This window comes from Porphyromonas sp. CAG:1061 (genome assembly GCF_000435035.1).
GTDB lineage: Bacteria > Bacteroidota > Bacteroidia > Bacteroidales > Porphyromonadaceae > Porphyromonas_A > Porphyromonas_A somerae.
The window spans coordinates 804-21,568 of sequence record NZ_HF988929.1 but is presented as its reverse complement, the minus strand read 5'-3'; the positions used below and the strand labels follow the sequence as shown (position 1 = coordinate 21,568).

Annotated in this window: 22 protein-coding genes and 1 tRNA gene; 6 read left to right on the top strand and 17 right to left on the bottom strand. The window is 47.0% G+C overall.

The annotated features are described in order from the left end of the window. Positions 1-178: 178 nt before the first annotated feature. From QVO39_RS06595 to QVO39_RS06555, 9 genes are all read right to left on the bottom strand, one after another. Complete coding sequence (locus QVO39_RS06595) at positions 179-1,672, bottom strand: Do family serine endopeptidase (protein ID WP_021903516.1); 1,494 nt, start codon at positions 1,670-1,672, stop codon at positions 179-181. Positions 1,673-1,856: 184 nt separating this feature from the next. After that, on the bottom strand, positions 1,857-3,728 hold the full coding sequence (locus tag QVO39_RS06590; protein WP_021903515.1) for a YgiQ family radical SAM protein: 1,872 nt from the start codon (positions 3,726-3,728) through the stop codon (positions 1,857-1,859). A 188-nt stretch (positions 3,729-3,916) separates the two neighbouring features. Beyond that, positions 3,917-4,069 (bottom strand): DUF4295 domain-containing protein, encoded by a 153-nt coding sequence (locus QVO39_RS06585; RefSeq protein ID WP_021903514.1) that lies wholly within the window; start codon positions 4,067-4,069, stop codon positions 3,917-3,919. Between the two features lie 49 nt (positions 4,070-4,118). Beyond that, positions 4,119-4,307 (bottom strand): 50S ribosomal protein L33, encoded by a 189-nt coding sequence (gene rpmG / locus QVO39_RS06580; protein WP_018027679.1) that lies wholly within the window; start codon positions 4,305-4,307, stop codon positions 4,119-4,121. Positions 4,308-4,339: 32 nt separating this feature from the next. Next, complete coding sequence (gene rpmB, locus QVO39_RS06575; RefSeq protein WP_018027680.1) at positions 4,340-4,597, bottom strand: 50S ribosomal protein L28; 258 nt, start codon at positions 4,595-4,597, stop codon at positions 4,340-4,342. 124 nt (positions 4,598-4,721) lie between these two features. After that, the gene (gene secG, locus QVO39_RS06570; protein WP_021903513.1) at positions 4,722-5,096 is read right to left on the bottom strand and encodes a preprotein translocase subunit SecG; all 375 of its coding nucleotides are present in this window, start codon (positions 5,094-5,096) and stop codon (positions 4,722-4,724) included. 90 nt (positions 5,097-5,186) lie between these two features. After that, the gene (locus tag QVO39_RS06565; protein ID WP_021903512.1) at positions 5,187-5,909 is read right to left on the bottom strand and encodes a DUF8458 domain-containing protein; all 723 of its coding nucleotides are present in this window, start codon (positions 5,907-5,909) and stop codon (positions 5,187-5,189) included. Positions 5,910-5,926: 17 nt separating this feature from the next. Beyond that, entirely contained in the window at positions 5,927-6,442 is a 516-nt protein-coding gene (locus tag QVO39_RS06560; RefSeq protein ID WP_021903511.1) for an LptE family protein, read from the bottom strand. Positions 6,443-6,446: 4 nt separating this feature from the next. Beyond that, on the bottom strand, positions 6,447-7,721 hold the full coding sequence (locus tag QVO39_RS06555; protein WP_018027684.1) for a sigma-54 interaction domain-containing protein: 1,275 nt from the start codon (positions 7,719-7,721) through the stop codon (positions 6,447-6,449). Between the two features lie 539 nt (positions 7,722-8,260). Here QVO39_RS06555 and QVO39_RS06550 point away from each other — a divergent pair. From QVO39_RS06550 to rbr, 6 genes are all read left to right on the top strand, one after another. Further along, complete coding sequence (locus QVO39_RS06550; RefSeq protein WP_018027685.1) at positions 8,261-8,911, top strand: redox-sensing transcriptional repressor Rex; 651 nt, start codon at positions 8,261-8,263, stop codon at positions 8,909-8,911. After that, positions 8,908-9,483, top strand: a complete 576-nt coding sequence (locus QVO39_RS06545) for a hypothetical protein (protein ID WP_021903510.1) — start codon at positions 8,908-8,910, stop codon at positions 9,481-9,483. Before QVO39_RS06550 ends, QVO39_RS06545 begins: the two co-directional genes overlap by 4 nt. Before the next feature lie 2 nt (positions 9,484-9,485). After that, entirely contained in the window at positions 9,486-10,643 is a 1,158-nt protein-coding gene (porV, locus tag QVO39_RS06540) for a type IX secretion system outer membrane channel protein PorV (protein ID WP_021903509.1), read from the top strand. A gap of 4 nt (positions 10,644-10,647) precedes the next feature. Further along, the gene (ispF, locus tag QVO39_RS06535) at positions 10,648-11,130 is read left to right on the top strand and encodes a 2-C-methyl-D-erythritol 2,4-cyclodiphosphate synthase (RefSeq protein WP_018027688.1); all 483 of its coding nucleotides are present in this window, start codon (positions 10,648-10,650) and stop codon (positions 11,128-11,130) included. 125 nt (positions 11,131-11,255) lie between these two features. After that, a tRNA-Gly gene (locus QVO39_RS06530) sits at positions 11,256-11,328 on the top strand. Positions 11,329-11,524: 196 nt separating this feature from the next. Beyond that, on the top strand, positions 11,525-12,127 hold the full coding sequence (gene rbr / locus QVO39_RS06525; RefSeq protein WP_018027689.1) for a rubrerythrin: 603 nt from the start codon (positions 11,525-11,527) through the stop codon (positions 12,125-12,127). A 126-nt stretch (positions 12,128-12,253) separates the two neighbouring features. Here rbr and QVO39_RS06520 read toward each other — a convergent pair whose 3' ends face one another. The 8 genes from QVO39_RS06520 to QVO39_RS06485 all read right to left on the bottom strand — a co-directional run. After that, the gene (locus tag QVO39_RS06520) at positions 12,254-16,060 is read right to left on the bottom strand and encodes a DEAD/DEAH box helicase (RefSeq protein WP_021903508.1); all 3,807 of its coding nucleotides are present in this window, start codon (positions 16,058-16,060) and stop codon (positions 12,254-12,256) included. 118 nt (positions 16,061-16,178) lie between these two features. Continuing rightward, positions 16,179-16,856 (bottom strand): YiaD family glycine zipper/OmpA-like lipoprotein, encoded by a 678-nt coding sequence (locus QVO39_RS06515; protein ID WP_021903507.1) that lies wholly within the window; start codon positions 16,854-16,856, stop codon positions 16,179-16,181. Positions 16,857-16,876: 20 nt separating this feature from the next. Then, positions 16,877-17,239, bottom strand: a complete 363-nt coding sequence (locus tag QVO39_RS06510) for a hypothetical protein (protein WP_021903506.1) — start codon at positions 17,237-17,239, stop codon at positions 16,877-16,879. Positions 17,240-17,348: 109 nt separating this feature from the next. Next, positions 17,349-18,008 carry a YggS family pyridoxal phosphate-dependent enzyme gene (locus tag QVO39_RS06505; protein WP_021903505.1) on the bottom strand — a complete coding sequence of 220 codons (660 nt, stop codon included), beginning with the start codon at positions 18,006-18,008 and terminating at the stop codon, positions 17,349-17,351. After that, positions 18,005-18,448 carry a DUF4494 domain-containing protein gene (locus tag QVO39_RS06500; RefSeq protein ID WP_018027694.1) on the bottom strand — a complete coding sequence of 148 codons (444 nt, stop codon included), beginning with the start codon at positions 18,446-18,448 and terminating at the stop codon, positions 18,005-18,007. Before QVO39_RS06500 ends, QVO39_RS06505 begins: the two co-directional genes overlap by 4 nt. Before the next feature lies 1 nt (position 18,449). Beyond that, positions 18,450-19,010 carry an isochorismatase family protein gene (locus QVO39_RS06495; protein ID WP_288171884.1) on the bottom strand — a complete coding sequence of 187 codons (561 nt, stop codon included), beginning with the start codon at positions 19,008-19,010 and terminating at the stop codon, positions 18,450-18,452. 1 nt (position 19,011) lies between these two features. Further along, positions 19,012-20,190, bottom strand: a complete 1,179-nt coding sequence (locus QVO39_RS06490; RefSeq protein ID WP_288171883.1) for a 1-acyl-sn-glycerol-3-phosphate acyltransferase — start codon at positions 20,188-20,190, stop codon at positions 19,012-19,014. A 2-nt stretch (positions 20,191-20,192) separates the two neighbouring features. Continuing rightward, on the bottom strand, positions 20,193-20,765 hold a 573-nt coding region (locus tag QVO39_RS06485), incomplete at its 5' end, for a D-alanine--D-alanine ligase family protein (RefSeq protein ID WP_288171882.1).

The window sequence follows — 20,765 nt, the reverse complement described above, 5'->3', positions numbered from 1 at the left end:
CGTGAAAAAGGCAGTCCCTAGTACCTCAAAAATTGCACTTCGGTTTAGAACTTAGGTGACCCCGATTCACTCTGAAAGTTCAAAGGTGGAGATAAGATAATAAGCCTCAGTGCTTACACAGCACTGAGGCTTATTCAGAATCACAAAAACAATAAACTATTCGATCACAAGTTTTATTTTATAGCTCTACTGCAATATATCTTATCCTACCGTTGGGGAGCATCCCTTTGATGAATAGGACTTTGTCCTCGCCTCTATTAAGGATGGATTGGGTGATGCTCTCCACTTCTTTTTCTGAGCGAATAGGTTGGTTATTGACTTCTAGGATAATGAAGCCTTTGGGAATGCCTGCTTCGGCAAACTTGCCCTGGCGGTCTACCCCTGTCACAATCACTCCATTACTGATGCCTAGCTTGCTGGCGGTCTTCTCGTCCAATGCTTTGAAGGAGGCACCGAGTGAGCTAAAAGAGCTTTGCTCTACGATGCTGGTGGTCCCTTCGCTATTCTTTAGTACTACCTTGAAGGTATGTGACGTGCCTTTACGATCAACGGTTATTTTGACCTCATCTCCAGGGTTGTACTTGCTTACCTGCTCTTGAAGCTCTGCCATACTGCGTATCTTTACGCCATTAAGGGAGGTGATAACATCGCCTACTTTCAGACCTGCTTGCTTGGCAGCACTTGTGCCAGCGAAATCGGCTATAAAGGCACCTTCGGTGACCTTAAGATCGTACTCTTTACTTAATTGACTATTGATATTACCTCCCATCACTCCTAGCTGAGCTCTTTGTACTACGCCATACTTCTTGAGGTCGGTGACGATCTTGCTGGCGATGCTCATTGGTACAGCAAATGAGTAGCCTGCGTAGTTACCTGTCTGTGAGTAGATCATGGTATTAATACCTATGAGCTCTCCCTTGGTGTTGACTAGAGCACCACCTGAATTCCCTGGGTTGACAGCTGCATCGTGCTGAATAAATGAGGAGATTCGGAGGTCGCCTTGTTGCACAGCCTCACGCCCCTTGGCACTTACTATACCTGCGGTGACGGTACTCTGTAGGTTGAATGGATTGCCGATAGCAAGTACCCACTCTCCCACTCTTACGGCTTCGCTATCACCGAATGGTATTGGGTAGAGGTTGGTGGCATCAATCTTGAGGAGTGCGAGGTCGGTAGCGGGATCGGTACCGATGATTTTTGCTTCGTACTCCTTATTGTCATTGGTGCTTACCGTGAGCTTGGAAGCACCTGCTACTACGTGGTTATTGGTAATGATATATCCGTCGGTACTGATAATTACACCCGAGCCAAATGCCACTTGGGTAGGAGCTTCACCGCTTTCGCCTTGTCCTCCAGGGATGCCAAAGAAAAACTCAAATGGATCGAAAAACCTTGAGGATTGTCTCCGGCTTACGGTTGCTTCACTACGAATATTGACCACTCCATTGATACTTTTCTCAGCGGCCTCTACAAAGTCGGGGGCTCCACTGGAAGATGAAAAAAGTGCGGGGGTCATCTTGGGTTGTTTGAATACCCCACCTGCTTCTGACGTCCTCGCTTCGTACGTTGCGTCTCCACTCTTTAGGCTATTAGAGTAAACGGCCGCCCCTCCCATTGCTCCTATCAAGGAGCAACTCAGTGCTATTCCAGCAATCATTAATCCTTTTTTCATTGTATTCTATGCTATTATTTATTACTTGACTAGTTGCAAATTAAAGGAATAAATGGAACATCTACAACCGCTCTAAGCGGTTATTTAACAATAAGAAAGCATACCCCGCGAGGTATGCTTTGACGTTTATAAATGATTAACTTGAGAGAGGTATCATTTTGCAACATATAATCATTGAGGTGCTTTATGGCCGTCGTCCTCTCTTCTTAGGCTGTCCTTTTCGAGTGGACACTCTATTACCCTTGGGTATTTCTTGATCGCCAAATAGACTCTTTATGAGGTCGTTTCGCCCTATCTTCTTAAGGGAGTTGATGATAGCATTTCGCTTCTCTCTTTGATACCAAAAGAAATATTGCCTCTGGGTCTCCTTGGCTTTCTTTCCTCTTGCTACAGGGATCTCTTGGAGCGTGTAGGGGTGTATACCGCTATAGTAGATGACGGTGGCAACGGTCATTGGAGTAGGGGTGAAGTCTTGCACTTGCTCTAGATGGAAGTTGAGTGACTTGGTGATGACCGCTAACTCTGCCATATCGGCTTCAGTGCAACCTGGGTGGCTACTGATGAAGTAGGGGACAAGCTGTTGCTTTAACTGGTACTTACTATTGATTTGGTCGAAGATGTTTTTGAACTTGTAGAAGGTGTCAAAGGAGGGTTTCCTGATGATATCTAATACTTTAGTGGAGGTGTGCTCAGGTGCTATTTTGAGCCTTCCCGAAACGTGATTTTGGATCAATTCTTCGGTATACTGCCTTGCCGCCTCCTTAAGGTCGGGCGACTTGTAGTCGTGCACGAGCATATCGTACCTTACACCACTTCCGATAAAGCTTTTCTTAATGCCAGGGAGGGCGTCTACTGCCTTATATACATTGAGTAGAGGTCGGTGGTCGGCATTGAGATTGGGGCATATCTTGGGGTAGAGGCAGGAAGGACGTAGGCACTTTTGGCAGACATTCATATTCTTTCCATGCATCTGATACATATTGGCGCTTGGTCCACCAAGGTCGCTAATGTATCCTTTAAAGTCAGGCATTTTCGTCACCTTCTTTGCCTCTTCTACAATAGATTCTTGGCTTCTGGAGACGATAAACTTCCCTTGGTGTGCTGAGATGGTGCAGAAAGCGCAACCTCCGAAGCAGCCGCGGTGCATATTGATAGAGTGTCGAATCATCTCGTAAGCACGTATAGTCTTGCCCCTGTATCGAGGGTGTGGAAGTCGGGTGTAAGGGAGTGCGTAATAGCTATCGACCTCTGCCGTGGTGGGGAGAGGGTAGGGTGGATTGACTACGATGACCTCCTCTCCGATCTCTTGATAAAGCCTATGAGCATTGAGCGAGTTGCTCTGCTCCTCAATGTGGCGAAAGTTCTTGGCATACGCCATCTTGCTCTTAAGGCACTCCTCGTGGCTGTGTAGCTTGATATCATCTTCCTTTGGAGTGAACTGGGCAGCAGGTATGGTGTAGGCTACTTGGGGAAGTTGTTTGATATTGTCTAGCGATGCACCCTTATCAAGTAGTGAGGCAATCTCTAGCACCGACTTTTCTCCCAGCCCATAGAGTACTAGGTCGGCATCACTCATATAGGGCATTCCTGGCAGTAGCTTATCCTGCCAATAGTCGTAGTGGGTAAGCCTCCTAAGTGATGCTTCGATGCCGCCCAATAGGATAGGCGTATCGGGGTATAGGTCCCTCAGTATACGGGTATAAACCAAGCTAGGATAGTCGGGACGCATATCGGAGCGCTCATCGGGAGTATAGGCATCATCTGACCTGCGTCTTTTGGCAGCGGTATAATGATTGACCATGGAGTCCATATTTCCTGGAGATACACCAAAGAATAGTCTGGGCTTACCGAGCTTCTTGAAGTCCCTAAGGTCGTCACGCCAATTGGGTTGTGGCACGATGGCCACCCTGTAGCCTGCACTTTCGAGTACCCTACCAATAACGGCATTGGCAAAAGAGGGATGATCCACGTAGGCATCACCACTCATGATGATGACGTCCAGCTCGCTCCATCCTCTTTGCTCTACTTCCTTTTTAGAAATTGGTAACCACTCCATCTACTAATTACTTGCCACTCTTGATTATTGCATAAAAGTAAAAAGCTTAAAAGGTTGCATCAAGTCCTTTTAAGCTCTTACCTATATCCAGCGAAGTGAGAAATAATTGATCTCACCAGTGTCGCTTTTATTTTCCCTTATGATTGTCAGCCCCCTCTAATGTTATTTTTGTGTCGAAAGCAGATAGATTACTTCTTCACGTACTCCTTAACCATCTCGTTAGGCACCATCTCCTCCTTGAAAATGTACGCCCCAGTCTTAGGTGACTTCACCATCTTGATAACCTTTGAGAAAGTACGTCCATCGCCTTTCTGCAGCTTCGACATCGCTTTCTTTGCCATAGCTTGCTCCTTCTATTTTATACGTTAATCTATTCCTTGCGTAGACCTATCACTTAATCTCCTTATGTATTGTCATACGTTTGAGGATAGGATTGTACTTCTTCAGCTCCAATCTACCAGTGGTATTCTTCTTGTTTTTGGTGGTAACATACCTTGAAGTCCCTGGCAAACCGCTCTCCTTATGCTCTGTGCACTCTAGTATTACTTGTACACGATCGCCTTTACCTTTCTTAGACATATCTTCCTTGCTTTATACGCTGTGTTTGTTAGTTACTTGTCCAGGACAATTATCTCCTTCAGGTGTCCTTGTGCGTTAGCCCTCTCAAGTGCTGCATTGAGGCCGATCTTATTGATAAGGCGTAGCCCTGCTGCAGACACACGGATTCTGATCCAGCAATCTTGCTCAGGCCAGTAAAAGTTTCTATCAAAAAGGTTTGGCTTAAACGTCCTCTTAGTTCTTCTTAGAGAGTGAGAAACGTTATTACCTGTAATAACCTTCTTGCCTGTGATTTGACAAATTCGTGACATCTCTTATTTATAAATGCTTATATATTATACTTACGATTGGCAAAGTAACCAAAAAAAGACGAGACTACCAAGTTTTTCAACTATTGAGTCTACAAAAACGATCTCTTTCAGCCTCTTAGCTCTGTTACTCAGTCACTGGTTCAGAGGGAGTTTGCTCTGCAGGAGCCTCGGTAGCGGCAGGCGTGTCGCCAAATGGTGTTGCTGCCTCTGGTGCTACTGGCAGGGTAGCCTGGTCAACGTAGTCAGAGATCACACTCTCTGATTGGGTGCTTGTGCTGCGTGGTGCCCACTTCACAGAAATAATTGCGAGTACGGCTATAGCAATTGCTAGTCCCCAAGTGATCTTCTCTATCAGGTCGGTGGTCCTCCTCACTCCCATAACGTTGTTGCTTGCTGCAAAACCTGAAGCTAGTCCACCACCTTTAGAGTTTTGGATGGTGATGACGAAGACAATCGCTATGGAAGCCAATACGATTAGTATTGAAAGAAATACATACATACGCTCTTTTTTCTATACTTTTATGCTGTTCTATATACTTCGGATATCCGAGGTGCGTGCCTATAATTGAGCATCCCTTTATGGCTTTTGCTACCTATTTTCCGAATTGTTTTCAATTAATTTCTTGAGAAAGTTTAATTGTTCGGCAAAGTAACCACTTTTTTTGGGAAATTCCAAATTTATTTGTGTTAATATGCGTTCGGCTCGTTGGTACTTTCCCTGTCGAATGTACATACGAGCTAGGGTTTCGGTGAATAGTTCTTCCTCTGTTTCGATAGGGTGGTCTGCGGAAGTACTTTTTGCTGGGAAATTAGATTGCTCGGAGGTTTGTGGAGTGTCGGGTGTTACTCCTATCACCTCTGCTTTCTCGCCCAGGTCTAGGAACTCCGATATTATTTCCTCTGTATTTTGTTGCTCAACTACGGTCTGCGTTGCTGGTGGCGTAGCAGGGGTGGCATCGAGTAGCTCCTCTATGTCCGAGCTATCTTCTGGGTGCTGCTCCAAAAAGGCATCAATGAGTCCGAAGCTGCTGTCTTTGCTTTCGCTTGAAGGGGTTTTATCGTTTTGAATAAGAGTAGTAGGGTTGGCATTGAGCTGGGTATAGAGCCTTCGAAGATTTGGTAGTGCTAGTGCTCTTTCGTGGAGCTCGCTGGCATACCTCAGGTCGTTCACCTTGTGTAGGAGCAGCAGTATCAGTGTCTGCAGTGGTGCCGAGTAGGGGTATTGCCTGCTCAGCTCCAGTAGCTCTGGTAGGTGGTGTTTATCGGCGGTATGCGGTTGCTCGATGATTGATTTAAGCTCGTCTTTGGTCATATCTATTGGGCATCAATTTACCAATTCTCCACGGTGGCATTAAAGATCTGATTGATAATATCCTTCGTGAGGTCCTCTATCAATTGGTCTTGCACGTTATTAAACATCTGCGAGCTATCAAAGACGGTAAAAGAGGTGAATTCTCGCTCAAAACTCTCCTCCTCATTGACTGTGTTGGTATATCTGATATTCACCCTCATCGTCAGTTTGGTCTTAGCAGCATAGGCATCGGCCTGAACCGCTTCTGCCGTAAGGTCATATCCTACGATCTCCCCTTCTATATTGAGGTCGCCTATCTGATTGGTTTGCGAAAGCCTTGTCTGCTTTTGAAACCTATCCTTAAGATCCTCAGAAAGTTTTTGCGCCAAAGGAGGGTAGACGATGGGGGCCAAGTTTTGGAAGTCAGAAATATGGATGGTCTTTACCTTGGTGTAGTCGATACTGGCTCCATTAAGACTATATGAAACCTTGCACCCTGCCAATATGATTGCCAAGATGGTGCCTACTCCTATAAAGTGAATACTGCTCTTCATTATTTTAGCCCTCTCTATTTAGTTTACGGTATAACGTTCGCTCTGATATATCCAGGTCTTCGGCTGTTTGTCGCCTAGCACCGTGATTCTTCTTCAGTACATAGTCGATGTACCTCTCCTCCATCTCCTTGAGCGTTATTACTTTGCCATCTTCTAGCAGGTCGTGGAAGTCCTCCGCATGAGTTAGCTCGCTCTCCTCCTCCTGTATCCCTAGGTCGGTAATGGGGTTGTGAGCTGGAGCAGCTAGACTTTGGATAGGCTGGGTAGCCATGTGCTGGCTTTGTAGCAGTCTGTAGAGGAGCTGAGTCAATTCCCCTACATTGCCCTGCACATCTCGCAGCATCGTATAGAGCGCTCCTAGAGTGGCATTATTTTCAAGTGTATCCCCTCCGGATCTATTGTCGAAGTTTTGACCATTTGGCTGGTGTGGAGCGTCTCCTCCCCTATAGTAATCAGAGATGATGGCTGGGTGGCGTACAAGCGCATTGGTAGGTAGGTGTGCCAGCAGCACTTCGGAGGTCACCACTCTATCCTCCACCAAAACACTTAGTCGCTCCACAAGATTGCGCAATTCACGAATATTGCCAGGCCATGAGTAGGTCTCTAGTAGCTCCCTCCCATCCTCACTAAGGCGGATAGGTGGCATCTGGTATTTATCTCCAAAGTCGCCAGCAAACTTTCGGAAGAGTAGAGAGATGTCATCGCCCCGCTCCCTTAGCGGTGGCAACTCTATCGTGACCGTATTGAGACGATAGAGGAGGTCTTGCCTAAATCGACCACGTTTTACGGCTTCTGCTAGGTCTACATTAGTGGCAGCAACCACTCGGATGTCGGTACGCTGAACTTCCGAAGAGCCTACCTTCATAAATTCTCCCGACTCCAGCACGCGCAATAGTCTTGCCTGAGTGGCCAAAGGGAGCTCACCTACTTCGTCCAAAAAGATAGTCCCTCCATTAGCCACCTCAAAGTAGCCTCGACGCTCGGTGACGGCATCGGTAAAGGATCCCTTCTTGTGACCAAATAGCTCGGAATCAATCGTACCCTCAGGGATAGCACCGCAGTTGACCGCTACATATGGGCCATGCTTGCGAATGCTATTTTGATGTATGAGTTGCGGGAAAGCTTCCTTTCCCACGCCACTCTCTCCAGTAACCAAGACGCTTACATCGGTAGGGGCAATGAGCAAGGCCACTTCTATCGCACGAGTGAGCCCTGCCGAGTGCCCCACAATCCCAAGCCGGCGCTTGGCTTCTCCTACTTTGTCGCTGTATTTATTCATATATATATTATACCAGTCCTCTCTTATTTAGTATTCCTCAAAGGTACCTCTTTTTAGTTAATATCTAAAATGTGTGGCATCAAAAGCGAGAGGTATGCATTAGAGATGTCAATCGTGGGAATCCCCATTCACCCAGAGTTTCAAATGGCTAAATAAGGCGGAAAAACTAACTAAAAGAGTGCTGTGAAACCCCATTTTATAACCAGCTGAAATTCAATGTCATACGGAATCGTTTGCCGAGATGCAACTAAGCGATCGGCGAGATGCAACTAAGCAAAAGCTTTCTTGCAACTCGGCAAATGCTTAGTTGCAACTCGCCGATTGCTTAGATGCAAGAAGGATTTTATCTGATTATATTAAAGTAAATATCTTGTTGCAACGTTCCATTTCCCGACCTTGTATTAGGCGTAAAAATAGCACCTTTATCCTATCTATAGCCATCTTAGGATGAGCCAAGAAGGGAGCTTTTAGGTCGGCTGGGGTATTAATCTCAAAATTTATTTATAAGTTTGCAATACGTACAGAGAATATATTAGTATATGAAGAGAAAAATAAGTGGTGGTAGTATTGTGCCAGAGCCAGCATTGAGGCGACTCCCTTGGTACTTAGCGTATGTCAAACTATTAGAGGCTCAAGGTGAGAAGGTGGTTTCTTCTACTCATATTGCCAAGAGTACAGGGGTGGATTCGGCACTCGTGGCTAAAGACCTCTCCTATGTTTCGATCGTGGGAAAAACGCGTGTGGGATATGATGTGGCTGAGATGGTGGAGGTACTGGAGAGCTTCTTGGGCTTCAATCTATCGCACAAAGCTTATATATTTGGAGTGGGCAATCTAGGTGCCGCCTTGATGCACGATAGAGGGCTCTCTCAGTTTGGTATGGATATTGTGGGGGGCTTTGATATCCGAGATGAAGTGGTAGGTGAGGTGATAGGTGGGTCGCCTGTTTATCACTTATCGGAGCTTAAGGAGCGGCGAGATAAGGAGGTATCCATAGGGATATTGACCGTGCCAGTGGATGTCGCCCAGGAGGTGACCGATAAATTGGTGGAGTGTGGTATCAGTGCTATTTGGAATTTTACCCCATTTAGAATTATGGTGCCAGACCATGTGGTGGTGCAGAATACCTCTATTTACTCCCATCTTGCTGTGATGTTTCATAGAATTGATGAGGCTATTAGTGGGTTATGAAACTCTTTAGCTCGTGGGTGTTTGGAGCTGCGGAGATAAGGCACTTTGTGGCACGACCCGACAATGTATTGAGTAATTCGGGTAAGGATTTTTTCCAACCCGATTGGATGCGAGGAGTGGAAGCCAAGGCTATGTGGCTTGTCCGTATCAGCAAGGTAGCTAAGTGCATAGACCCAGCCTTTGCCAGTAGATATTACGAAAATCTGTCGGTGGGGGTTTCTCTGAGAGCCAAGGAATTGGATAGTAGCTTGCCTGAGAGTATGAAGGAGGATTTCGATTGCTCCCTCTTTCGGTGGAGTGAATGGCTAACGTATGACGAGATGAGCCGGCACTCTATGAAAGGTGTGAAGATGCTAACTACTGATCACCTCGAGGAGGCGCATCAATTGATGCTCCCTGAGAGGACTTTGATAGAGGCCGTCATCACTGAGCTCAGTCGGTACTACCTCCTCAAGATAGGCGATCTAGTGGCTATACCAGCTATGGAGCAGGTGTGGGAGATGGAGCGAGAGCAGGGTCTATTTATTTGTAATGAGCAAAATGAAGAATTGGTATTCTTAAGGATTAAGTGAGTATGAGACAATTACTGATTTGGGGCAAAAGTCTACTGGTGAGTACCGCCCTACTATTATGGGTGTGGGGAAATAATGCCAGTGCTCAAGAAACTGGAAGTGCCAAGACCTATAGCCCTGTGCTAACTGGAGCACCTATCTTATCGATTACTCCAGATGCCAGGAGTGCCGGAATGGGAGAGGTGGGGCTGACGACAACAGCCGATGCGCACTCTATATATCACAATATCTCTAAGCTTGCCTATATAGATAAGGAGTGGGGCGTCTCATTTGTATATACCCCTTGGCTCTCTGAGGTGGCTAAGGATATCAATCTTTCCACCCTCACTGGGTATTACTCTTGGGGAAATACAGGCGAGATCAATCATGCGGTGTCGGCCTCTCTCAGATATTTTCATATCGGAGAGGCGATGGCTTTTCAGCGTGAATTGATGATCCCGACGACTATTGTCCCATACGAATTGGCTGTGGATCTAGGTTACTCAATTGCCCTTAATCAGCACTGGGCATTGGGGGCTTCTATGCGTTATTTGAGGAGTGACTATAACTACTCAGTGGGCGAGGTCAAAGGGTTGATCAATAACTTCCTCGTAGATATTTCGGCTACCTATCAGACAGGTCTTACGTTCTCAAATGATATGAAGGGGGCACTTAGAGCTGCTGTGGCCCTCAATAATGTGGGTGGTAAGATGAGCTATGATGGTGGTCGCTCTTCTCTTTTCGCTCCCGCCAAGATGAGAGTGGGGGTTGGGCTCGATCTCGATGTCGCACCACAGCATCAGGTAGGGCTACATCTGGAGGCCAATAAATTATTAGCTCCTACCTTCAATCCTAGTGATCGGAAAGCTCCTGACGCCTACAATAAGATGAATATGTGGCGAGCTATGGGGAGCTCATTTGGTGATGCTACTGGTGGCGCCTCGGAGGAGTTCAAAGAGGTAATGTGGTTGGTGGGTGCAGAATATACCTATGACAGCCGCTTCTTTGTTCGCTCTGGCTATCATTACCAGCACCCTACCAAGGGAACTAATAGTGGTTTTACTTTGGGGTTAGGATTTATTTATGAGTGGGCAAAGGTGGACCTTTCCTATTTCCTAGCTACTCAGACTAATTCACCTCTTAATAATACATTCAGACTGGGTGTGGGAGTTAATTTTTAGTTCTATGGTACCATTTAGAGTAGGGCAAGGGTATGATGTCCATCGTTTTGAGTCGGGACGAGAGCTATGGCTTGGAGGGGTGAAGATCGAATACCCTTTGGGGCTGAAGGGGCACTCCGATGCCGACGTGCTACTGCATGCGATTAGTGATGCATTGCTTGGTGCTTTGGCACTGAGGGATATCGGCTATCACTTTCCCGATAATGACCCTAAATACAAGGGGGCTGATTCGAAACAGCTGCTGAAGGAGGTGGCGAGGCTTGTGCTCCAAAAAGGTTATAAGGTGGGGAATATTGATGCCACGATTGTGGCCGAGCAGCCCAAGATAAATCCGTATGTGCCCGCAATGCAGGAGGTAATTGCACAGCTGCTCTCAGTAGACGTTGATCAGGTATCTATCAAAGCAACGACTAATGAGCAGATGGGGTTCACAGGACGTCAGGAGGGGATCTTGGCACTTGCTACCGCTTTAGTCTATAGGGATTGAAGCACTTGAGCCCATACTGGATGAGCAAAACTATTTTTCTTGGCTAGATGTTTGGTGGTTTGAAATAATTGTCGTACCTTTGCAAAGCAAAAGAGGAGAAATGCTCCTAACATTGCAAAACATCTGCGGAAATAGCTCAGTTGGTAGAGCACAACCTTGCCAAGGTTGGGGTCGCGGGTTCGAGTCCCGTTTTCCGCTCTTTTGTCTAAAAGCTTCTTTGTAGTTTTACAAGGAAGCTTTTCTTATTTTGTCGAGCTTCTTACGAGCATATACCTACTTGTAGGTACTTTTATGCTTTTATTGCTTGTTTATTTCCCTAATTATGATTAGCTTTGTAACGAATGAGGGGCTAAGTGCTCCAAAGAAATAACTAATTATAAATAAAAGGTAAAGTATGGCAACAAAAAGTTTGAAGGGTACACAGACGGAGAAGAACCTAATCTTTTCTTTTGCTAATGAGAGCCAAGCACACGCTCGTTACAGCTTCTTTGCAAGCCAGGCGAAGAAAGATGGTTTCGTAGAGGTGCAAGCTTTCTTTGAGCAAACTGCAGACCAAGAGAAGGCACACGCTAAGAGATTCTTTAAGTTTCTAGAGGGTGGAATGGTCAATGTAAATGCAGAGTTCCCAGCAGGTACTATTGGTACTACTCTTGAAAATCTAGAGACTTCCGCTAAGCTAGAGCATGAGGAGATGGAGAGCGTATATCCTGGATTCGCTGAGACTGCAGAGAAGGAGGGCTTCCCAGTTATTGCTGCTGCTTATAGAGCTATTGCTGTTGCAGAGGGCGAGCACTCTAGAGTGTACAGTGAGTTTGCTAAGCGTATCCGCGAGGATAAGATGTTTGAGAGCGATAAGGAAGTGGTATGGCAGTGCCGTAAGTGTGGTTTCCTTATGAAGGGACTTAAAGCACCAGCTAAGTGCCCTGCATGTGAGCATCCAAGGGATCACTTCCAGAGACATAGCGATGCACCTATTGCACCTATCTCAACCCTTTAATTGGGTGGTTCAATAGATTGCTATTGACATGAATAAAGGCGGGTAACCTATGGGTTATCCGCCTTTATTCGTAGTTAGTCGAAAGTCGCAACTCTTTCTCTCTTCGTGGGTCTGTACTTATTCAGGTTACTTGAAGAGGTCGGCGATGTCGTCGCGGGAGAAGCTCTTTTGGATTTTATCGGTTTGGATAATATCTTCGGAGAGTGAGCGTTTGCTCTCTTGTAGCTGTAGGATCTTCTCCTCGATGGTCTCTTTGCAGACTAAGCGATAGGCATTGACGTGCTTCTCTTGACCTATACGGTAGCTTCGGTCGATGGCTTGGTTTTCGACTGCGGGGTTCCACCAAGGGTCGATGAGAAAGACGTAGTCGGCAGCGGTGAGGTTGAGCCCTGTGCCACCGGCCTTGAGGGAAATGAGAAAGACCCGTATCTCATCATCCTCTTGAAACTGCTGGACCACCGCCTCTCGATTGGTAGTGGAGCCATCGAGGTAAACGTAGGGGATGCCCTCTAGCTCTAGTCGCTTCTTTACGAGGGCGAGCATGGAGGTGAATTGTGAGAAGACGAGGGCTTTGTGCTCCGACTCGATTTCACGGAGGTTACGCATCAATATATCTAGTTTGATCGACTGTGTGCCGTAGTCCTCGCTCTCTGTGGAGATAAGGGCGGGGGAGTTGCAGATCTGTCGCAGCTTGGTGAGGGCTTGAAGTACCATCATCTGTGCTTCTCCTTCGCTAGAGTTCTCCATTTCGCTAAGGAGCTGCTCGCGGAAGTGCTCCTTGTGACTGTCGTAAACCTTTCGCTGCTCCTCCTTCATCTCGCAATAGAGGACTGTCTCTGTCTTATCGGGCAGTTCGGTAGCTACTTGCTTCTTTGTCCTACGAAGGAGGAAGGGCTGTGTCATATCCCGAAGTAGATGAGTGCTTCGCTCATCGCGTTGCTTATCAATCGCATTGGCAAAGTTTTGGCGGAAATGGTCCATACTACCAAAGATACCTGGATTGAGGAAGTTCATCTGGGCGTAGAGGTCGAAGGTATTGTTTTCAATCGGAGTACCTGTGAGGGCAAGGCGGTGGTTCGCTTGAAGAAGACGCACTGCCTTGTACCGCTTGGAGAGTGGATTCTTAATCGCTTGGCTTTCGTCGAGTATAGCATATTCAAAGGTGATTTGAGAGAGCTCCTCAATGTCGTTGGAGACCACTCCATAGGTGGAGAGGATGATGTCGTACTGCGAGAATAGCTCTCTTAGGGAGGCTCTATCGCCTCCTCGGTAGACTAGATAGGTGAGGGAGGGGGCAAACTTATCTAGCTCTTTCTGCCAATTGAATAGCAGTGAGGTGGGTAGCACGATGAGGTGTGGGGGTAGTGGCTTTTTGCCACTTTGCTCCTTGAGGTGCTGGAGTAGGGTGATCACTTGTAGGGTTTTTCCTAGTCCCATATCGTCGGCAAGGCATCCCCCTAGTTGGTTTTGGTTGAGGAATAGTAGCCAATCAAAGCCACTCTGCTGATAGCTTCTCAGCTCTGCATTGATTCCTTTGGGGATCGGGTGGGGAGTGAGCTTGGTGAGGTTTTGAAGTCGGCGACGGCGCTCCATCATCTCCTCTATGTATTTGGGTCGTTTGGGGAGGTCGTCGTAGAGCTGATCAATAATATTGAATTGGTAATTGGAGATCTCTAACTTGTCTTTGCGTAGTCGGCCAACTTGGAAGTATCGGGCATACCGTTCTAGCCACTCCTCAGGGAGGATTCCGACGGTACCATCGGAGAGCTGTATGTATTGGCTCTTATTCATCACACTCTTCCGTACCTCTTGTAGCGAGGCTGTCTGTTTTCCAAACTTGATATTGATCTTGAGGTCAAACCAATCTATCCCACTCGAAGTGGAGATGGAGATGGTGGGGGTATGGAGGTTGTAGCGGAAGTTCTTTAGACTCTCAGAGCCATAAATCTGTACCCCTTTATTGCGTAGCTTTTCGCTAGAATTGAGGAGCCAGTTATCCTCCATCAGTTGCTCTCCTGTAAGGGTGAATTCGATAGCTGCGTCATCGAAAGAGGGATGCAGACTGCGGAGGTACTCTAGGTACTGGTTCTCGAAGTCGGCATCACGCTCTAGTAGTGTATTGGTCTCACGGTCGTAGAGAGGGGCTCTATCAGTTAGAGGTATTGAGTCTTCACCGTACTGTATTGCTGGGGTGAGGCGGATAGTCCCCTCGTCGGTATCGGTGAGAAAGAGTTGAGCTGTGGCTTGCTCTGCTTGCAGTTGTTGCTTATTATGTACTTCTGAATTGATTTCAAAGAGCTTGCCGAGGGGTTTGATGACTGTATCGTAGAGCTTTGGTAGATCCTTTGGTTGGTAGAGGATCATCGGCTTCTCTCTATTGAGTACCTGTAGGTAGTAGTTGAGCATCTGATAGTCCCCTGCCGACCTGAAGATGTAGACCTCCTTGTAGTCAACGATCACAAAAGCTTGGTGGATCATCATAGTGTCGGGATTGATCTCAATCTCTTGGTCGCCTGCATGTAGGGTGGTGCGAAGCTTTATCAATTGCTGATTAAAGTCGGTCTGGATAAGGTCAAGGCGAACCTCTGCTAGTTCGTCGTGAAGCTCCAGCTGAGTAAGTCGCTCAAGCCCCTTTTGTTCGAATTTCTGAATATCGAACTTGTCAATGTATAGATAGAGGGGGTGTTGTTTTAGGATACCCCTGAGTTGATGTATGGTAGCCACAGACTCTACGGAGGGCTTGTATTCCCACGAGCGCTCGTCTATCGTATTGCTAAGCTGTAGGTAGGAAGTGGCGTGAAGTGCCTCCTCGTCGGTGAGGTTGGAGAGCTGGAGGGTGAGCTTCTCAATATTTTGGAGGGTGACGAAGTTGAGATTGAGCTTACCCGATGCCGCTAGTTTTCCACGAGCTGGTAGGGGTAGCCAGCATCGATTGATATTGCTATTAAAGCGATATGAGATAGGAGAGATATAGAAGAATAGTTGAAACCTATTCTGTGCCAACTTTCGAGAGAGCTCAGGGTCTGCTTTGGGTGTGGTACTCTTAAAGTTGAGACCCAGTGCCTTTAGGGTATCTGCGGGGTCTGAGATGCAAAGGTCATCGGGTTGGATCAGCATATAATGCCCATCCTGGTCGTAGGCAAGTTGCCCCTCAGTGCGGAGTGGATCCTCCTCAGGAAGCTTGGCTTGTAGGTCGGCAATGAGTTGGTCTCTTCCGTAGTCTGGATTGAAGAAGAGCTTTGGAAGGGTCTCCTTGATGCTGGTCAATGCTACTTCAATATGCCTGCAGGGGGACCACTCCTCATAAGACTTACATTCCGTGCAGGTGCAGGTGGCTGTAATTAAGTGGGCTGGGATATCGACCTCAAAATCCTGCTGCTGTAGTTGAATAGAGTCGTGAACAGTAGTCTTTACTTTGCCGTTATCTATATCTATCTTTTTGTAGCTTATTGTATCCGATCTCTTACGGGTGCAGACTAGATCCATCGTCAGTTCATCGATTTGGTAGCTCTCTGTTAGTGGAATGTGCAGACCTTGAGATATGGGTGACTTCTTATTTTTAAGTAATGGAGAGTCGTGGTAGGTGCCTTGCTCTGAGGGGATCATAAAATAGAGCACCCGTAGGATAGACATTATTATTGTCTTTTGGTCGAATCCAAATAGGTTCTTAGGAAGGTCCTCAAATTGGATGGTTTTGTTGGTGAAATTGACGGTGGCGGCTACCATTCTTTCACCCAGCTCAGCACTAGAATAACCAGTCAGTGTAATTGAAAGAATAAAAGACACTACGGATTTATCATTAGGCAAAGGAATTGCATAGCTAGGGAGAGCTGTAAGGTTGAAACTCCTGGAGATAGTCTTTTCTCCAATCTTATTATCTGCAATATACTTGGTAATTATTTCTTGAAGTGGGTGAATTGCTCTATCTGCCATACGAACTCATTAAACCTATTCTTATATACTATGTAAAGGTACCCATTTCTACCGTAATAGATGCAAAAAGGGGTAGACGACACTTCGTCTACCCCTTATATATTATCTCTTCAGATAATTACTTACCGGCTGCCTCTTTTGCCTCCTTGATCATCTTGGCATTAGGCAGAATGAATATCTCTACTCGACGGTTCTTAGCTCTATTCTCTGGGGTTGAGTTGTCCACTACAGGTTGGTCTGGTCCTACCCCTTCGCTAGTCATACGAGCGACATCTACATTGTAGCCACGTAGGAAGTTGCGAACACTCATCGCACGCTCCTTGGAGAGCTTCATATTGTACTCATACCTACCAGTGGCATCGGTGTGGCCAATAATCTTGATATCGGTATCAGGATTGGCATTCATATTCTCGGCAAACTTGCGGAGAGCGTCACGAGATGCTTGGTTGAGGGTGCTAGAGCTAGTAGCGAATAGGATGCCACTATCAAAGGTAACACGGATCGCTTCACCGTTATTCACCGTCTCCACAGTGGCCTCTGGTATCTGTTGCTCTAGCTCCTTGGCTTGCTTATCCATCTGATTGCCGATGATACCACCCGCGGCACCACCAAGAGCAGTACCTATTGCGGCACCCATAGCTGTATTGCCAGCTACCTTGCCGATACCTGCTCCGATAGCTGCACCAGCGGCAGCACCAATGCCGAGCCCCTTTACTGAATTAGATGCCCCGCATCCGCTCAATAGCAGACCTAATGATACTGTAGTTACGCCTAAAATAGATTGAAACTTTGTCATAATTCTCTTCTGTTAAATGGTTAATCCTCTTCCCCCAATGATTCATCAAATTCTTGCTGTAGCTGTAGCAGCAGTACCAAGTCCTCCTGACTGATATCTATGTCCTGCTCATCTTCAGCAGCGGTCTTTTGTACGAATTGATAGAGGTCGTCGATATCTATCTCCACCTCTTCCTCATCACCCTCAATGCCCTCGGTGTACTCATCCCATAGCTCAAAGAGATATAGGAGGTCTTGGTCTAGGAGGTCATTGATACGCTCCATATCCTTAGTCTCTTCCCGAACATAGTCCAGTAGCTCTTCATCGTACCAATCGAGCTCGTCATCATCCTCGTAGTCCTCTAAGTCGAGGTCTTTCTCTGAGTCATAATCTTGCTCCTTCATAGGCCCTTTATCTCTATAGAATTAGTCATTACCTAGCGGGGTGCTTCCCCTTTACATTCTTACACAAAAGTAGGTAAATAAATGATACAAGCCACTTATTTCCTTTGATTTAACTAAAAATACCACTTCCTACTCTGATGTAGGTGGCTCCGTGCTTCAGAGCCAAAGGGTAGTCGTGAGTCATCCCCATAGAGAGCTCAGAGAAGTATGGACTCCCCTTGAATGCTCCCTCCTTGAGGGATTGGAATAACTCCTGTAGGTGTGCGAACTGCCCCTCCACGACACTCATATCATCGGTGAGGGCGGCCATACCCATCAGCCCACAAATCTGGGCATGCTTAAGCTCCTCTATCTCACCACTCTGGAGGATCTCTTGGAGCTCATCCTCGGTAAAGCCGTGCTTAGTCTCTTCACCTGAGATGTGTATCTGTAGAAGTACTGGCAACGTCTCACGCCCTAGTCTCACACACTGCTTCTCCACCTCCTGTAGTAGTCGAAGGCTATCGATGCTGTGTATCATAGAGACAAAGGGCACCACGTACTTCACCTTATTCCTCTGTAGCGTACCGATGAGGTGCCACTCTATATCCTTGGGTAAGTGCTCTTCCTTAGGGAGTAGCTCCTGAACACGGTTCTCACCAAAAAGTCGTTGACCCGCATCGTATGCTTCCATCACCTCTGCCTCGGTGTGGTACTTAGATACCGCAATGAGCTTTGTACCCTCTGGGAGCTCTCGTCGGAGTGCCTCTAGCCGCTCTTTGATACTCACTTTGCTTCCTCCCCAGTATTTATTTGGTACTTAAATACGTCCATGTAGGTGGTCTCTGTGATACTTGCCACCTCGTAGTCTCCGAGCGTATCCTTCATCCCTTTGTGGAGGTTCTCAAGTGCCTCATCGAGGTCATCGGCTTGTACGATTATCTGCACAAACTTCCGCTTCTCCACCCCTGCCTTTTCGTCGAGGGTGATGAAGCCCACCTTGCTCTTGTAATATCGCTCGCTCTTATCATCAAGGAAAAGCTCGTACAGGCGTACCTTACGGACGCTGTCTACAATGTAGCTTCCTCGGCTGTGCATCTCCTCAGAGATACGGGTCTCTGCCTCTGTAAAGGACTCTGCATCTACCAGGTAAGATTCACTTACCTTGCGCATCTTTCCCGATTGATTAATCTCCTTTTCGTATGTTATTTTGCAGTCAAACCAACTCATATTATTTATCTAGATTCTCTAATGTTACAGATTTTACTTTGGTCTCTCTTATGATCTCATTGAGGGCTGTGCCATCGTCGAGGCTAGGGGAGGCATCCGTGAGCACTGTGATCTTACTCGCTAGTCCATGGCGGACTAGATCCTTTAAACTATTAAGCACACAGACATTCCCCGCTAGCCCACAGAGTAGAATCTCCTCGGCACTCTCTAGCTCCTTAGGGTAGCTATCCTCAAAAGCACTGTACTGATCGCGGTCTAGATCGCACCCTTTCTCTATAAAACTGATAGGGCAGGGAAGTGCAATGAGTGCCTCCATTAGAGGCTCCCAAATGGCAGCTCCCGTGCTATACTTTACGCAGTGGGTAGGCCAGATGCCACCATTGGGCTCAAAGCTACAATGCTTGATAGGGTGGGCGTCCATGGTCACAAAGACTTGGTCGGCTGCGATCTTTGGCAGTGCTGTAGCCAAACGATCCATTGCCTCCGAGGCACCTCCTACTGGGAGGGTACCTGTGATGAAGTCCAATTGAGGGTCTACTATAATTAAAGCTCTTTTCATCATGCTATCTATATTGCTTGGTGGTAATCAAGTGATTCTTTAGTGGTGTAGCGTACATCTCCAGTATCTTCTCTTTCAAAAACTGGTGATGCTCCGGTGCTGCCCCTACCTTGGCTATCTGTTGGGCTAGGTACTTCTCAAAGGTTGCCTTCTCCTTCTCGCTATACATTTTGGCAAACTGCTCGCCGCCATGGAGTGCATCAAAGGCAACGTAATTATTGGGGTAGAAGCGGTAAAGGGTGAATATCTGTCGGTCAATCTCCTCGGCTACTAGCTTCAGAACCTCCTGCTTCGTCTCAGCTGCTTGTGTGATAGTAGAAAGGTCGTAGAGGGTCTCGCCGATGGCAAAGTGTACTCTCCCCTTCTGCCCTTCTAGCCCAGTCTGCATATTGATGAGGTCGTCTAGTGGCGCCTTTTTCCACGAAGGATCCAGCTTCTTAGCCAGCATCTCCTTGGCTTTGAGATAGTCACAAGGATCGTACTCGTAAGTGATCGCCACAGGCGTAATGTGCAGTTTGCTGAGGAGCTCTGCTTCACTCTCTCCTCGCTCGGCACTGAGGGTAAGCATCTTGAGTACCGCAGTCTGGGTGCGGTCATCGGAGTTTTTACGTCGTCCTTCACTCTGTGCAAGCCATACAGAAGCCTCACCACCAGCCACTGAGCTTAGGATATAATTAGAGAGTCGTTTGCTCTCTACCAGCATCTCGCGCATGGAGGGGCTTCGCTTTACGATAAAGGCATCGGCCAATCGTACCACCACCCTTATCCATTCGCTAATGAGTAGATTGTCCCCAATGGCGATGCGTGGAAAGCCTAGCCCTGAGCTGTAGAGTAGATAGTTGAGAAAGGCAGAGTCGAGAATGATATCCCTATGATTCGAGATAAAGAGTTGCTTTTCCTCACCACGCTTTACCAACTTGCTCTTGCCTGAGATAGTAAGCGAAAAGGTTGAGTCCTTGAGAATTGATTCAATCACTGGCTTGAGGAAAGTCTCCTTGAAGTTGTAGATGGAGGTCGATCTCTCCACCATCTTATCTAATTGCTCCCTACTGATATCCCCATAGAAGTGATGGAGGATACCCTGGACCTCCTCTTGTTGGACTAGGTGTGCTACCACCTCCTGTACCTCGCTATCAATATAAGGGCGAATGCTCTCAAAATATATGTCGTCGGTCTTCATCATGGCTATTTATCTCTCTTATGGTTTTCTAAATGATACTGGATAATACTCATCAATACGTCGCCCACCTTCTTACCATCGGCATGTACCTGCTGAGGGATAAAGCTGGTGGCTGTCATGCCGGGCGTGGTATTGACCTCGAGGAGCACTGGTACCCCCTCCTCAATGATAAAGTCTACTCTAATAATTCCCGACGCCCCGAGATATCCATAGATCTCACGTGTGAGTTGCTGAATCTCAGCCGTCATCTCGGGTGAAATGCGGGCGGGAGTAATCTCCTCCACTGCACCATTGTACTTCGCATCGTAATCAAAGAATTGATTCTTCGGCACCACCTCAGTCACGGGAAGGATATGCAGTCCCTCACCATCTTTGTAGGCGCCACAGGTAACCTCTGTACCGGTAATCAAACCCTCGATCAGCACCTCATCGGCTTCGCTAAAGGCTAATTCAACTGCTGGTAGTAGCTCATTCACTTCGTCCACTCGGGTAGTAGCAACGCTGCTCCCCCCAGCATTAGGCTTTACAAAGGCGGGCAAGCCGGGCTCTACCGCAAGGATAATAGGACGAATAGGATC

Coding starts and splice junctions, on each gene's coding strand:
- QVO39_RS06595 (WP_021903516.1), bottom strand. CDS start 1,672: ATGAAAAAAGGATTAATGATTGCTGGAATAGCACTGAGTTGCTCCTTG.
- QVO39_RS06590 (WP_021903515.1), bottom strand. CDS start 3,728: ATGGAGTGGTTACCAATTTCTAAAAAGGAAGTAGAGCAAAGAGGATGG.
- QVO39_RS06585 (WP_021903514.1), bottom strand. CDS start 4,069: ATGGCAAAGAAAGCGATGTCGAAGCTGCAGAAAGGCGATGGACGTACT.
- rpmG (WP_018027679.1), bottom strand. CDS start 4,307: ATGTCTAAGAAAGGTAAAGGCGATCGTGTACAAGTAATACTAGAGTGC.
- rpmB (WP_018027680.1), bottom strand. CDS start 4,597: ATGTCACGAATTTGTCAAATCACAGGCAAGAAGGTTATTACAGGTAAT.
- secG (WP_021903513.1), bottom strand. CDS start 5,096: ATGTATGTATTTCTTTCAATACTAATCGTATTGGCTTCCATAGCGATT.
- QVO39_RS06565 (WP_021903512.1), bottom strand. CDS start 5,909: ATGACCAAAGACGAGCTTAAATCAATCATCGAGCAACCGCATACCGCC.
- QVO39_RS06560 (WP_021903511.1), bottom strand. CDS start 6,442: ATGAAGAGCAGTATTCACTTTATAGGAGTAGGCACCATCTTGGCAATC.
- QVO39_RS06555 (WP_018027684.1), bottom strand. CDS start 7,721: ATGAATAAATACAGCGACAAAGTAGGAGAAGCCAAGCGCCGGCTTGGG.
- QVO39_RS06550 (WP_018027685.1), top strand. CDS start 8,261: ATGAAGAGAAAAATAAGTGGTGGTAGTATTGTGCCAGAGCCAGCATTG.
- QVO39_RS06545 (WP_021903510.1), top strand. CDS start 8,908: ATGAAACTCTTTAGCTCGTGGGTGTTTGGAGCTGCGGAGATAAGGCAC.
- porV (WP_021903509.1), top strand. CDS start 9,486: ATGAGACAATTACTGATTTGGGGCAAAAGTCTACTGGTGAGTACCGCC.
- ispF (WP_018027688.1), top strand. CDS start 10,648: ATGGTACCATTTAGAGTAGGGCAAGGGTATGATGTCCATCGTTTTGAG.
- rbr (WP_018027689.1), top strand. CDS start 11,525: ATGGCAACAAAAAGTTTGAAGGGTACACAGACGGAGAAGAACCTAATC.
- QVO39_RS06520 (WP_021903508.1), bottom strand. CDS start 16,060: ATGGCAGATAGAGCAATTCACCCACTTCAAGAAATAATTACCAAGTAT.
- QVO39_RS06515 (WP_021903507.1), bottom strand. CDS start 16,856: ATGACAAAGTTTCAATCTATTTTAGGCGTAACTACAGTATCATTAGGT.
- QVO39_RS06510 (WP_021903506.1), bottom strand. CDS start 17,239: ATGAAGGAGCAAGATTATGACTCAGAGAAAGACCTCGACTTAGAGGAC.
- QVO39_RS06500 (WP_018027694.1), bottom strand. CDS start 18,448: ATGAGTTGGTTTGACTGCAAAATAACATACGAAAAGGAGATTAATCAA.
- QVO39_RS06495 (WP_288171884.1), bottom strand. CDS start 19,010: ATGATGAAAAGAGCTTTAATTATAGTAGACCCTCAATTGGACTTCATC.
- QVO39_RS06490 (WP_288171883.1), bottom strand. CDS start 20,190: ATGATGAAGACCGACGACATATATTTTGAGAGCATTCGCCCTTATATT.